Raw genomic sequence first — 11,953 nt, forward strand, 5'->3', positions numbered from 1 at the left:
TTTAACGAGCCGTCCCGTGAGGCGGAGAAGGAGACCACAACCTTGTCTGATGCCCTGCAAGAGCCGTCGACCGATGGTCGCGTCGTGCTCGATGCCCGTGACATCTCCCGGGCGCTGACCCGGATCTCCCACGAGATCCTGGAGCGCAACCGCGACGCGGAAGACCTGGTGCTGCTGGGTCTGCACACCCGCGGGGTGCCGCTGGCCAAGCGGATCGCCGCACGGATCGAGGCCGCCGAAGGGCACCCGGTCGCCCACGGCGCGCTCGACGTGACGATGTACCGCGACGACCTGCGCACCCACCCGACCCGCGCTCCGCACCACACCGATATCCCGCCGGGCGGCATCGACGGCAAGACCGTGGTGCTGGTCGACGACGTGCTCTTCTCGGGCCGCACCGTCCGCGCCGCGCTCGACGCCCTGGCAGACTACGGCCGCCCTGCCGTCGTACGTCTGGCCGTTCTCGTCGACCGCGGCCACCGGCAGCTGCCGATCCGGGCCGACCACGTCGGCAAGAACCTCCCCACCGCCCGCTCCGAGCGGGTCGGGCTGCGCCTGGAGGAGATCGACGGCATCGACGAGGTACGCATCGTGGAGCTCGAGGGGGTTCCGGCATGACAAAGCATCTGCTGTCCATCGACGACGTGAGCGCGGAGGAGATCCAGCAGCTCTTCGCGACCGCCGCCGAGATGCACGACGTCCAGAAGCGTGAGGTCAAGAAGCTCCCGGCGCTGCGCGGGCGTACGGTGATCAACCTCTTCTTCGAGGACTCGACCCGCACCCGGTCTTCGTTCGAGATCGCGGGGAAGTGGCTCTCGGCCGACGTGATCAACCTGTCGGCGAAGGGCTCCTCGACCTCGAAGGGGGAGTCGCTGCGCGACACCGTGCTGACCGTGACCGCGATGGGCGTCGACGGCCTGGTGATGCGTCACTCGGCCTCCGGCGCGGCCCATCAGGTCGCCGGCTGGCTCGACATCCCCGTGATCAACGCCGGCGACGGGATGCACGAGCACCCGACCCAGGCTCTACTCGACGGCTACACGCTCCAGCGCCAGCTCGGCGGGCCCGGCTCCTTGGAGGGCAAGCGGATCGCGATCGTCGGCGACCTGACCCACTCGCGGGTGTTCCGGTCCAACGTGAAGTCGCTGACCAAGCTCGGAGCCTCCGTGGTCGCCGTCGCCCCGCCCACGCTGATGCCCTCGGGCATCGCCGAGTGGGCCAAGGCGGACGGCTTCGCCACCTCCTACTCGCTCGACGACGTGCTGCCGGAGGTCGACGCGGTGATGATGCTGCGCGTCCAGCGGGAGCGGATGAGCGGCGGCTACTTCCCGACGTCGAGAGAGTACACCGTCGGCTACGGGCTCACCCGTCAGCGGCTCGGAATGCTGCGCGAGGGCGCGCCGATCCTGCACCCGGGGCCGATGAACCGTGGCCTGGAGATCTCTCCTGAGGCCGCCGATGCCGCCTCCTCGCGGATCCTCGACCAGGTCTCGGCCGGGGTCGCGATCCGGATGTCCGTCCTCTACCACCTGCTTGCCGGCGAGGAGTCCGCATGAGCCTGTTGATCAAGGGAGTCTCCGTCCTCGGGGCCGAGCCGACCGATGTCCACGTCGACGGGGGAGTGATCCGAGAGATCGGCACGCTGTCCGCGACCGTCGACGAGGTGGTCGACGCCTCCGGGCTCGTCCTCCTCCCGGGGCTGGTCGACCTGCACACCCACCTGCGTCAGCCGGGCCGCGAGGACGCCGAGACGGTCGCCTCGGGCGCGGCGGCGGCTGCCGCCGGCGGCTACACCGCCGTACTGGCGATGGCCAACACCTCGCCCGTCACCGACACGGCCGAGGCCGCGGTCTCGGTGTGGGACCTCGGCCGCGAGGCCGGTCTGGCCGACGTGTTCCCGGTCGGTGCGGTGACGAAGGGCCTGGCCGGCGAGGAGCTCGCCGAGCTGTCCCTGATGAACCGCTCCCGGGCGGGCGTCAAGGTCTTCTCCGACGACGGCCGCTGCGTCTCGGACCCGAGGGTGATGCGACGGGCGCTGGAGTACGTCAAGGCGTTCGGCGGCGTGATCTCCCAGCACTCCCAGGACCCGTCGCTGGCGCCCTACGGCTCGGCCTGCTGCCACGAGGGCGAGCTCTCCGGCCGGCTCGGTCTGCCCGGCTGGCCGGGAGTCGCGGAGGAGGTCATCGTCGCCCGCGACGTGATGCTCGCCCGCCACACCGGCTCGCGCGTGCACGTCGCCCACGCCTCGACCGCAGGCACCGTCGAGGTGCTGCGCTGGGCGAAGGCGCAGGCGGAGAAGGACGGCAGCTGGGCGGTCACCGCGGAGGTCACCCCGCACCACCTGCTGCTGACGACCGACCTGCTCGCCGGCTACGACCCGACCTTCAAGGTCAACCCGCCCCTGCGCCCTGCCGAGGACGTCGAGGCCCTGAGGGCGGCGCTGGCCGACGGCACCATCGACGCGGTCGCCACCGACCACGCCCCGCACGCTCGACAGGACAAGGAGCACGCCTTCGTCGACGCGGCCTTCGGGATGCTCGGGCTCGAGGAGGCGCTCTCGGTCGTCTCGACCGTCATGGTCTCCTCGGGTCTGCTGGACTGGGCCGGCGTCGCCCGGGTCATGTCCGCGACCCCGGCCCGGATCGCCGGCCTCGAGGAGCACGGGCGTCCGATCGCGGTCGGCGAGCCGGCCAACCTGGCTCTGGTCGACCCGGCCGCGACCTACGTCGTGGATCGCGACCGTTCGCTCTCGCTCTCCCGCAACAACCCCTGGCACGACCGCAAGCTCACCGGCCGCGTCGTCGCCACCTACCTGCGGGGGAAGCAGACCTACGCCGGTTAGGCTCCACCGCCATGACCGACGTCTTCTCCGACAAGCTCGCGCAGTGGCGTGCCTACACCGCGACCCCGTGGGGCCGGATCCGCTACACCGTGGTCGAGGAGGTTCTCCGGCGCCAGTGTGCGGACCTGGGAGATGGGCTGCGGATCCTCGACGTCGGCGGCGGGGACGGGATGGACGCGCTGCCGCTGGCACTGGCCGGTCACGACGTCACGATCCTCGACCCTTCGGAGTCCTGGCTGACGGAGGCGAAGCGTCGGGCGGTAGAGGCGGGCACGTCGCTGACCACGATCGTCGGCGGTCTCGAGGATCTGCCCGACGGTGAGTGGGATCTGGTCCTGTGCCACTTCGTGCTGCACTACCGCCCGGCCGCCGCCGGAGACGTACGCCGCCTCGCGGCCGCTGTGCGACCGGGTGGGCGCCTCTCGGTGATGGTCCCCAACCCGGCGAGCATGGTGCTGCGTCAGCTGGTCACGGGCGGACCCGAGGCCGCTCTCACCGAGCTGCGTGCGGACACCAAGCGGGCCGTGACCTTCGACCATGACGTACGCAAGGTGCCGATGGCTGATCTCGAGGCCGAGGTCGTCTCCGCGGGGCTGGAGATCACCGGCCGCTTCGGCACCAGGATCGCCAACGACCTGCTCACCGACGACGCCGCCAAGAACGATCCCGCCTACTTCGACGTTCTCCTCGAGCTCGAGCGCGAGCTGTGCGACCAGGAGCCGTTCGTACGTATCGCCGGGATGTACCAGCTCGTCGCGGAGCGACCGGCCTGACCGGCGACGTCGTGAACTGCATGGAGACCTGCGTCAGGCTGGGCTATGCTCCCCGGGCACTAGCCGTACGTCGATGGCTCGGCGCCGCCGCTGAAAGGCGCCATCTGTGATGATCATGTCGGGAGCCTCCACCACGCGCCGATGAGCGGCGCGAAGACCAAGCCTCGGGAGTTGCGGGCGAAGCGGCGACGGGGTCGCCATTCCTGCTGGGATCACCTTGTCGTCGCGCCGCTGTGGGTCGCCTATGAGGCGAACCTCGGCACGCTGCTTCGCACCTGCGACGCCATCGGGGCCTGCCTGGCGGTGCCGCGTACGAAGCACTACCTTGACGCCCTCCAGATCGGCGACACGCTTCGCGGTCGGAGGCCGTGCGTTCACTGGGTGACGCCCAGCAAGGAGATATGGATCGCGGAGCAGCGTGATGCCGGAAAGCGCATCATCGCCGTGGAGCTCGCCGACGGGGCGACTCCGCTCACCCGGCTGGCACCGGCGCGGGCGTCAACGGTGCTGTTGCTCGGACACGAGTACCAGGGGGTGCCCGACGACGTGCTCGCCGAGGTCGATGAATGTATCGAGATCCCGATGGTCGGCTGGGGTGCGAGCCTCAACGTTGCGGTCGCCGGGAGCCTCGTGGCCTATCGGCTGGCAGGGCTGTCGTGACCCCGGGGACGCGGTTAGGCTCGGGAACGTGGATAACCTCGAGCGCGTCTACAAGATGCCCTTCGGCTCCGTCTACCCGCATTATGTGACGAAGGTGGAGAGGAAGGGCCGGACCACGGCCGAGCTGCACCAGGTGATCACCTGGCTGACCGGCTTTGACGACGACGCGATCGCGAAGCACGTCGAGGCTGGGACGAGCTTCGAGGAGTTCTTCGCCGCCGCCGACCTCAATCCGAACGCGGAGCTGATCACCGGGGTGGTCTGTGGCGTGCGGGTCCAGGAGATCGAGGACCCGGTCATGCGGCAGGTGCGCTACCTCGACAAACTGGTCGACGAACTGGCCAAGGGCAAGGCGATGGAGAAGATCCTGCGGGGATAATCGGTTGGACGTCGCGGCCGTCGGCCGCGTACTCTTTACTCATCATGAAGATCTTGCGCTGACCTCCGACCTGCGCCCGAGGCACATGCCCGGCGGGTCGTCCTCGAACCCGAAGGCCAGCGCTCTCATGTCATCTTCCATCGTCTCCGGACCGATCGTCGTCCGCGACCTCTCCGTCTCCTTCCGCAGCGGCTCCGTCCTCGCGGGGATAGACCTCACCGTCTCCCCGGGCGAGCGGATCGCGCTCGTGGGGGAGAACGGCGCCGGCAAGTCCACGTTGCTCCGCGCTATCGCACACCGGCTCCCGCGCACCGCCCAACGCACAGGCACGCTCGAGGCACCCGACGACCTCGTCTGGCTGCCGCAGGAGCCGCCGTTCCGAGACGCGGCGAGCATCGAGGACGTGCTCGCCACCACCCTGCGTCCGCTGCGGGAGGCCGTCGCTACGGTCGAGACGCTCGCTGACCGTCTCGACGACCCCGAGGTCGCCGAGACGTACGCGAGCGCCCTCGACTTCGCGGTGGCCCACGACGCGTGGGACGCCGACAGGCGGGCGATCTTGGCCGCCGAGCGTCTCGGCCTGAGCGGCCTGGACCGTGAGCGTCCGATCAGCACGCTCTCCGGCGGGCAGCGGACCAGGCTGGCGCTCGCCACCGCGATCACTCGGCGGCCCGACGCACTGCTGCTCGACGAGCCGACCAACCACCTCGACGACGAGGCGGTCGCGGTGCTGGGGGAGTTCCTGCGTGACCTCCCCGGCGTCGTGCTGATGGCCTCCCACGATCGAGTCTTCCTCGACGAAGTCGCCACCGGCCTCTTCGATCTCGACCCGACGGCCTTCGGGACCGACGGCGCCGGCGGGCGCCTCTTCGGAGGCGGCTGGAGCGCCTACGAGGAGGCACGGCAGGCCGCTCGCGAGCGGTGGGAGCAGACGTACGCAGAGCAGCAGGACGAGCTCAAGCGTCTCCGCACCGCGACCAAGATCGGCAACGACGCGATCGCCCACAACCGCGGCCCGACCGACAACGACAAGTTCATCTACAAGTTCAAGGGCAGCAACGTCGAACGCACCGTCGCCCGCCGCAAGAAGGATGCCAACCGCCGGCTGGAGGAGGCCGAGGAGGCACAGGTACGCAAGCCACCGCCGCCCCTGCGGCTCAACGCCGCGTTGTCGGCTACCGGCGCGAGCGGGAGGATGGTCGTCGTACGCGACCTGGTTGTCGAGGAGCGGGTCGGCCTGCCGGTCCTGGACATCATGGCGGGGGAGCACCTGCTGATCAGCGGGCCCAACGGCAGCGGCAAGTCCACGCTGCTCGGAGTGATCTCCGGGCGTGTGAAGCCGACCTCGGGCGAGGTCCAGGTCAGCGCCCGGCATGTCGAGGAGCTCACCCAGGACCCGCAGTTCGGGGACCTGCGCCGCAAGGTCGCCGACGTGTACCTGGAGTCGGTGGGGGAGGTGCTGGCGACCCAGGTGCCGCTACGTGACCTGGGCCTGGTCCACCCGCGCGACCTCAACCGGCCCGTCGGCGCGCTGAGCGTCGGCCAGCGTCGGCGGCTCGACCTGGCGATCGCCATCGCCACCGGCCCGGACCTGCTGCTTCTCGACGAGCCGACCAACCACATCTCGCTCACCCTGGCGGGCGAGCTGGAGGAGGCGATCGGGGTCACCCCGGGCACCATCGTCGTCGCCTCTCACGACCGCTGGCTGCGGCGGCGCTGGTCGGGTCAGGAGCACCGTCTCGTGCTCTGAGGCGCCGCGGGCGGGCCACTTGCGGACGAAACCCTGTGGATGAGCAGAGTTATCCACAGGCGCCGAGATCGTCGTTGTCCTCATCGACAGGCCATGGTGACTTTGACCCATGACCGACAAGATTCCGTACGCTCCAGTCCTCCGCACTCAGGCCGACGTCGAGGCCGCCTGGCGACATCTGATCAACCCCCTCGGCTGGCCCGAGCCCCGGTTGTGGTTCATGTTGGTCGATCCCGACGGGGTGCCGTTCCCGCAGCTGTGTCAGATCGAGGGGCTGCCGGTGGAGATCGCCGATGACGGTGCCGCCAACCTGGCCACGATGCTGCGCGACCTGGTCGATGCGCACGGCTTCGACCGGGTCGAGCTCCTGCTGTGCCGGCCGGGCGGCGGCCCACCGAGCCTGTCGGACCGGAAGAACGCCGCCCGTCTCTACGGGGCGTGTGCGGTGGCGGCGGTGCCGGTCGATGTCATCCACCTCGCGACCGACCAAGACTTCTGGCCGGTCCCGCTGGACGCGCTCGGCGAGCTCAGAACTCCAGCGTGACCTTCGTGTCGCCGAGCTCGCGCGAGACGATGCTGTCGAACTCCGCCGAGGCGGCCTCACGCTCGACGAGGTCACGCAGCGCGTGGTCGATCGCAGCCTGGTTGGTCGTCGTCCCGGCGATCTTTCTCGCCTCGGCCAACAGCTCCGCGTCGATGCTGATCGACGTCTCTGTCATTGCGTACCCCCGCACGGAAACCTGGATGAAACATCGAAACGCTAGCGGTGCACAACCATGCAACGCAATGACCTGCGACAACCGTCACATCGTGTCGCACTCACCTGACGCCACGCTTGGCCGGGCTGTCGGTGCTCGCCTCTATGGTCCACAGCCATGAGCCCGGAAGACCGACTGCTGACCGACATCACGATCATGGTGGACTCGATCGAGCCGATGGACGACGTGGAGAGCGGCCACATCGCCGACGCGTCAGCGTGGTTGTGCGTGACCAACGACGTGTTCCGGCGCACCACCGCACCGACCGAGCCGGCCAAGCACCTGGTCTCCTACTTCCTCCTCGTCGACCCGGTGAGCGGCCACATCCTGCTGGGCGACCACCGCAAGTCGGGGCTGTGGCTGCCGCCAGGAGGTCACGTCGAGCCAGGTGAGAACCCTGCCGACAGCGTGCGTCGTGAGTGCCTCGAAGAACTGGGCATCGAGGCGCGGTTCCACCCCGACCTCGGCCCACGCCCGTTGTTCATCACCGTCACCACGACCCGGCCCGACCGCCCGGATCCGCACACCGACGTCAGCCTCTGGTTCGTCCTCGCCCACGACCACCGAGTCCCGTTGGTGCCGGACGAGCGGGAGTACGCCGGTGTGCGCTGGTGGACACCTTCCGAGATCCGCGCTGCGGATGTGCGGCTCTTCGACCCCCACATGGGTCGGATGCTCGACAAGCTGAAGACTGCCGGACTCTGAGGCCTCACTCAGGACCGCTCAGTTCCTGCTGGAGACGTTCGACGCTCGGGAGGCTAGCCAGCAGTTGATACTCGGCTATTCCGAGCGGCTGCATTGAACCGCGCAGCGAGTACTCCGCGACGACCTGATTGCGGCTCTGACACAGCAGAATCCCGATCGTCGGGGCATCGTCGGGATGCGCCATCTCCCCGTCGACCGCCGCCAGATAGAAGTTGAGCTGCCCCAGATGCTCGGGCCTGAACTTGCCGGCCTTGAGTTCGATGACGACGTAGCAGCGCAGCCTGAGGTGATAGAAGAGCAAGTCGATGAAGAAGTCCTCCCCGCCGACCTCGAGAGACACCTGGCGCCCGACGTACGCGAACCCGACTCCGAGCTCGACCAAGAACTGGGTGACGTGGTCGACGAGCGCCTGTTCGATGTCACGTTCGCGCGCTTCGTCGCCGATGCCGAGGAACTGGAAGTTGTAGGGATCTTTGACGATCTCGCGGGCGAGATCGGACGTCTCGGGTGGGAGCGTGCGTTCGAAGTTGGTCACCGCCTGGCCTGAGCGCTCCAGGGTGCGGGCTTCGATGCGGAGCACCAGGACGTTGCGCGACCAGCCGTGCTCAACTGCCGCGCGGGCGTACCTGAGACGGTCTCGGGTGGTGTCGAGCTTCTCGAGCAGGGCGATCTGGTGATACCAGGGCAATTGTGCAAGAGGTGCTTGCACAATTGCCGACACGGGCCAGGCTGCGGCGAAGGCCCGCATATATCTGAGGTTCCGGGCTGAGAACCCGGTCATGTCGGGAAACTCCGATCGCAGGTCATCTGCAACGTGGTCGATCACCTTCGCACCCCAGCCTTGAGCGGACTGGCGGTCAACGATCTGGTTGCCGATATGCCAGTAAAGCTGGACGAGCTCGGTGTTGACGGCGAGCGCAGCACGCTGGCGGGCGGTTCGGATCTGGCTCTTGAGGTCACCGAGCCACTCGGTGTAACCCTCGGGCAGCGCAGAGGCGTCGGACATGGGCGTTCTCCTTAGAGGTGTACGAATCACCGCCTGCGATTGCAGGCGGTATGTTCGCCGCTCCTGGAGGCGCCTGTGGCGCTATTACTTACCCTCGCGACTGGCGGCCCCTTCTCGCAGACCTGGCTGGCCCGGTACTTCGGAGGTATCGCCTGAGTTGCCTTGATTAGATCATCTGTTCGTCGGCGGGGACAGGAGGCGCGGCCCGGGCGCGGCGGTCGACGACTCGCAGCGCATCAGGTAGGCGGGCGGAGCCGGCCATGGTGCGGACCAGGTGAGCGGCGTCTGCCAGCGGCATTCCGACAGCCGTGACGTACAGCGGCCTTGTCGAGGTTCCGCGGAGGACGGGCTCGGCGTGGGTGGCGGCGCGGAAGCTGGTCTTGGCGACTCCGATGACCGCCGGCGCGAGCCCCGCGTCCCAGACATGCCACCCCAGGCCGGGCCGTCCTGTCGGGTCGAGGTCGACGTAGCCGTCGACGACGAGTACGTCGAGCGGGTCGGCGTCGGCGAGGAGAGCCGTCAGGGCGGGCAGCTCTCGCTCGTAGAACCTGCCAGGGGCGTAATCGGCGACGGTACCGAGCCAGGCCGTACGTTCCTCGATGATCGCGCCGAACTCGGGTTCGTCACTCACCACCAGGGCGGCATGCCCCCCACCGGATGGCGGGTAGTGGACGTCGGTCGCCCCGAACCTGGTCGTCACGGTCACAGAATAGGGCGGCCGAGTGGAACACCGGTGAGTCGCGCATCAAGCACATGCCAGGATGGAGTCGAGAAGGACCGATGTGGGTCCGTGAACGCAAGGGTTAGAGATGACGGACGCAGCGTGGTACCCGGACCCGACCGGACAGGCCGAGCTTCGCTACTACGACGGGAGCCAGTGGACGGAGCACGTGTCCACGGGCGGGCAGCAGTCGACGGCGCCCCTGACGCCGCCTCAGGCCACTGTGGAGCAGGAGGCGCCGACTCAGGTCGGTTCGGCGCAGGCGGTGCAGGCTGCGTACGGCGAGAGCGCCCAGGCGCAGCCGGCCCAGGCCGCGTCCGCTCAGTACGGCCAGCAGGGCGCCCAGTACGGGCAGCAGGCCGCGCAGCCCCAGCCCACGGGCGACCCGTTCGCCGGGATCTCGGGCGACCTGATCGACGGCCGTTTCGCCGAGATCGAGGGCAGCGGCGCGGTGCTGCAGAACAAGAAGCTCCTGCGCGTACGCGTCGGGGAGCCGTTTCAGGCGCGCCAGGGCTCGATGGTGGCCTACCAGGGCAACGTGCAGTTCAAGTACCAGGGCGGCGGCGTGGGGAAGTTCCTCAAGAAGGCTGTCACCGGTGAGGGCCTCAGCCTGATGGGTGTCGAGGGTCAGGGCGACGTGTTCCTGGCCGACGCGGCCAAGGAGGTCCACATCCTCCACCTGAACAACTCGGGCATCTCGATCAACGGCGACCACGTGCTCGCCTTCTCCAACAGCCTGCAGTGGAACATCGAGCGGGTCCAGGGTGCCGGGATGCTCACCGGCGGCCTCTTCAACACGACTCTGCGCGGCTCCGGCTGGGTCGCGGTCACCACCGAGGGCGACCCGGTGGTCCTCAACGCAGGCGAGGCGCCCACCTTCACCGACACCAACGCGGTCGTCGGCTGGTCGCTCGGCCTCCAGACCAGCCTGCAGAAGTCGTTCACCGCCGGTGCGCTCATCGGCCGGGGCAGCGGCGAGGCGTTCCAGGTTGCCTTCCACGGCGCCGGCTTCGTCATCGTCCAGCCGTCCGAGGGTGGGGTCGTGCCGCCCCACTCGCACAACTGAGCCCGACCACAGGTGGCCGAATGCCGCGTACGTCACAGTGCTGGCGTACGCGGCGGACGCCAACTGCCGTCAACCGGCATCTGCTTGATACTGTCACCAGCAAGTTGACCGACATCCTTTAAGCACCGTCCCGTGAGGCGGAGAAGGAGGTACGGCGTGCCGCTGCATGCCCACAAAGAAGCACTCCTCGTACTCGAGGATGGTCGATCGTTCCGGGGGGAGTCGTTCGGTGCCGAGGGTGAGACCTTCGGCGAGGCGGTCTTCTCCACCGGTATGACGGGCTACCAGGAGACGCTGACCGACCCGAGCTACCACCAGCAGGTGGTCGTGATGACCGCCCCGCACGTCGGCAACACCGGCGTGAACGACGAGGACCCCGAGTCCCGTCGGATCTGGGTGGCCGGATACGTCGTACGCGACCCAGCCCGGGTCCCCTCCAACTGGCGCGCCCAGCGCACCCTCGACGACGAGCTCCGCGACCAGTCCGTCGTGGGCATCGCGGGCATCGACACCCGCGCCCTGACCCGCCACCTGCGTGAGCGCGGCGCGATGCGCGTCGGGATCTCGACGATCGAGACCGACCCCGAGGCCCTGCTCGAGAAGGTGCTCGCCAGCGCCGAGATGAGCGGTGCGAACCTCTCCGACGCGGTCAGCACCACCGAGGCGTACGTCGTCCCCGCCAAGGGCGAGAAGCGGTTCACCGTCGCGGCCCTCGACCTGGGCATCAAGGAGATGACCCCGGAGCGGATGGCCGAGCGCGGCATCGAGGTCCACGTCCTCCCAGCGACCGCGTCCCTCGAGGACGTCCTCGCCACGAAGCCGGACGGGCTCTTCTACTCCAACGGTCCCGGCGACCCCGCCGCGACCACCGGCCAGGTCGAGCTGCTCAAGGCGGCGCTGGCCGAGAACATCCCCTACTTCGGGATCTGCTTCGGCAACCAGCTCTTCGGCCGCGCGCTCGGTTTCGGGACGTACAAGCTGAAGTACGGTCACCGCGGGATCAACCAGCCGGTCATGGACCTCACCACCCGCAAGGTCGAGGTGACCGCCCACAACCACGGCTTCGCCGTCGACGCGCCGATCGGTGAGGAGACGAAGACCGAATACGGCATCGCGACCGTCTCCCACGTCAACCTCAACGACGACTGCGTCGAGGGCCTCGAGCTCAAGGACGCCGAGACCGGGAAGCTCAAGGGCTTCTCCGTCCAGTACCACCCGGAGGCAGCGGCCGGCCCGCACGATGCCGCCTACCTCTTCGACCGGTTCATCTCTCTCATGGCGAAGGAGGTCTGA

At 68.7% G+C, this 11,953-nt stretch carries 14 protein-coding genes; 11 read left to right on the forward strand and 3 right to left on the reverse strand.

Going from position 1 to position 11,953, the window contains the following annotated elements; genetic code table 11:
• Positions 1 to 42: 42 nt before the first annotated feature.
• The 8 genes from pyrR (at position 43) to ABTX24_RS22105 (ending at position 6,948) form a co-directional block, all read left to right on the forward strand.
• Positions 43 to 618 carry a bifunctional pyr operon transcriptional regulator/uracil phosphoribosyltransferase PyrR gene (gene pyrR / locus ABTX24_RS22070; protein ID WP_350842598.1) on the forward strand — a complete coding sequence of 192 codons (576 nt, stop codon included), beginning with the start codon at positions 43 to 45 and terminating at the stop codon, positions 616 to 618.
• On the forward strand, positions 615 to 1,556 hold the full coding sequence (locus ABTX24_RS22075) for an aspartate carbamoyltransferase catalytic subunit (protein WP_350842600.1): 942 nt from the start codon (positions 615 to 617) through the stop codon (positions 1,554 to 1,556). Before pyrR ends, ABTX24_RS22075 begins: the two co-directional genes overlap by 4 nt.
• Positions 1,553 to 2,842 carry a dihydroorotase gene (locus ABTX24_RS22080; protein WP_350842602.1) on the forward strand — a complete coding sequence of 430 codons (1,290 nt, stop codon included), beginning with the start codon at positions 1,553 to 1,555 and terminating at the stop codon, positions 2,840 to 2,842. Before ABTX24_RS22075 ends, ABTX24_RS22080 begins: the two co-directional genes overlap by 4 nt.
• An 11-nt stretch (positions 2,843 to 2,853) precedes the next feature.
• The gene (locus tag ABTX24_RS22085; protein WP_350842604.1) at positions 2,854 to 3,615 is read left to right on the forward strand and encodes a methyltransferase domain-containing protein; all 762 of its coding nucleotides are present in this window, start codon (positions 2,854 to 2,856) and stop codon (positions 3,613 to 3,615) included.
• Positions 3,616 to 3,756: 141 nt separating this feature from the next.
• Entirely contained in the window at positions 3,757 to 4,275 is a 519-nt protein-coding gene (locus ABTX24_RS22090) for a TrmH family RNA methyltransferase (RefSeq protein ID WP_160022960.1), read from the forward strand.
• A gap of 28 nt (positions 4,276 to 4,303) precedes the next feature.
• A complete protein-coding gene (locus tag ABTX24_RS22095; protein ID WP_350842606.1) occupies positions 4,304 to 4,654 on the forward strand; it encodes a DUF2200 domain-containing protein in 351 nt (116 codons plus the stop codon).
• Between the two features lie 127 nt (positions 4,655 to 4,781).
• Positions 4,782 to 6,404, forward strand: a complete 1,623-nt coding sequence (locus ABTX24_RS22100; protein WP_350842608.1) for an ABC-F family ATP-binding cassette domain-containing protein — start codon at positions 4,782 to 4,784, stop codon at positions 6,402 to 6,404.
• A 109-nt stretch (positions 6,405 to 6,513) separates the two neighbouring features.
• Positions 6,514 to 6,948, forward strand: a complete 435-nt coding sequence (locus ABTX24_RS22105) for a hypothetical protein (RefSeq protein ID WP_350842610.1) — start codon at positions 6,514 to 6,516, stop codon at positions 6,946 to 6,948.
• Here ABTX24_RS22105 and ABTX24_RS22110 read toward each other — a convergent pair.
• Complete coding sequence (locus ABTX24_RS22110) at positions 6,932 to 7,123, reverse strand: type II toxin-antitoxin system VapB family antitoxin (protein ID WP_160022966.1); 192 nt, start codon at positions 7,121 to 7,123, stop codon at positions 6,932 to 6,934. The genes ABTX24_RS22105 and ABTX24_RS22110 overlap by 17 nt on opposite strands.
• Before the next feature lie 156 nt (positions 7,124 to 7,279).
• On the opposite strand from ABTX24_RS22110, the gene ABTX24_RS22115 reads away from it, so the two are divergent.
• Positions 7,280 to 7,867: an NUDIX hydrolase gene (locus tag ABTX24_RS22115; protein ID WP_350842612.1), complete on the forward strand. Its 588-nt coding sequence runs from the start codon at positions 7,280 to 7,282 to the stop codon at positions 7,865 to 7,867.
• Between the two features lie 4 nt (positions 7,868 to 7,871).
• Here the strand turns inward: ABTX24_RS22115 and ABTX24_RS22120 are convergent, their stop codons facing one another.
• Entirely contained in the window at positions 7,872 to 8,873 is a 1,002-nt protein-coding gene (locus ABTX24_RS22120) for a PDDEXK nuclease domain-containing protein (RefSeq protein ID WP_160022968.1), read from the reverse strand.
• Between the two features lie 166 nt (positions 8,874 to 9,039).
• Positions 9,040 to 9,573 (reverse strand): endonuclease V, encoded by a 534-nt coding sequence (locus tag ABTX24_RS22125; protein ID WP_350842614.1) that lies wholly within the window; start codon positions 9,571 to 9,573, stop codon positions 9,040 to 9,042.
• Between the two features lie 109 nt (positions 9,574 to 9,682).
• Between ABTX24_RS22125 and ABTX24_RS22130 the strand changes: the two genes are divergently transcribed.
• Both ABTX24_RS22130 and carA read left to right on the forward strand, forming a co-directional pair.
• On the forward strand, positions 9,683 to 10,660 hold the full coding sequence (locus tag ABTX24_RS22130) for an AIM24 family protein (protein ID WP_160022972.1): 978 nt from the start codon (positions 9,683 to 9,685) through the stop codon (positions 10,658 to 10,660).
• A 156-nt stretch (positions 10,661 to 10,816) separates the two neighbouring features.
• Positions 10,817 to 11,953 (forward strand): glutamine-hydrolyzing carbamoyl-phosphate synthase small subunit, encoded by a 1,137-nt coding sequence (carA, locus tag ABTX24_RS22135; RefSeq protein WP_350842616.1) that lies wholly within the window; start codon positions 10,817 to 10,819, stop codon positions 11,951 to 11,953.

Source organism: Nocardioides sp. NPDC127514 (genome assembly GCF_040302125.1).
Lineage (GTDB): Bacteria > Actinomycetota > Actinomycetes > Propionibacteriales > Nocardioidaceae > Nocardioides.

Excerpts from the sequence above, each read along its gene's own strand:
- ABTX24_RS22075 (WP_350842600.1), top strand. The coding sequence starts at position 615 with ATGACAAAGCATCTGCTGTCCATCGACGACGTGAGCGCGGAGGAGATC.
- ABTX24_RS22080 (WP_350842602.1), top strand. The coding sequence starts at position 1,553 with ATGAGCCTGTTGATCAAGGGAGTCTCCGTCCTCGGGGCCGAGCCGACC.
- ABTX24_RS22085 (WP_350842604.1), top strand. The coding sequence starts at position 2,854 with ATGACCGACGTCTTCTCCGACAAGCTCGCGCAGTGGCGTGCCTACACC.
- ABTX24_RS22090 (WP_160022960.1), top strand. The coding sequence starts at position 3,757 with ATGAGCGGCGCGAAGACCAAGCCTCGGGAGTTGCGGGCGAAGCGGCGA.
- ABTX24_RS22100 (WP_350842608.1), top strand. The coding sequence starts at position 4,782 with ATGTCATCTTCCATCGTCTCCGGACCGATCGTCGTCCGCGACCTCTCC.
- ABTX24_RS22105 (WP_350842610.1), top strand. The coding sequence starts at position 6,514 with ATGACCGACAAGATTCCGTACGCTCCAGTCCTCCGCACTCAGGCCGAC.
- ABTX24_RS22110 (WP_160022966.1), bottom strand. The coding sequence starts at position 7,123 with ATGACAGAGACGTCGATCAGCATCGACGCGGAGCTGTTGGCCGAGGCG.
- ABTX24_RS22115 (WP_350842612.1), top strand. The coding sequence starts at position 7,280 with ATGAGCCCGGAAGACCGACTGCTGACCGACATCACGATCATGGTGGAC.
- ABTX24_RS22120 (WP_160022968.1), bottom strand. The coding sequence starts at position 8,873 with ATGTCCGACGCCTCTGCGCTGCCCGAGGGTTACACCGAGTGGCTCGGT.
- ABTX24_RS22130 (WP_160022972.1), top strand. The coding sequence starts at position 9,683 with ATGACGGACGCAGCGTGGTACCCGGACCCGACCGGACAGGCCGAGCTT.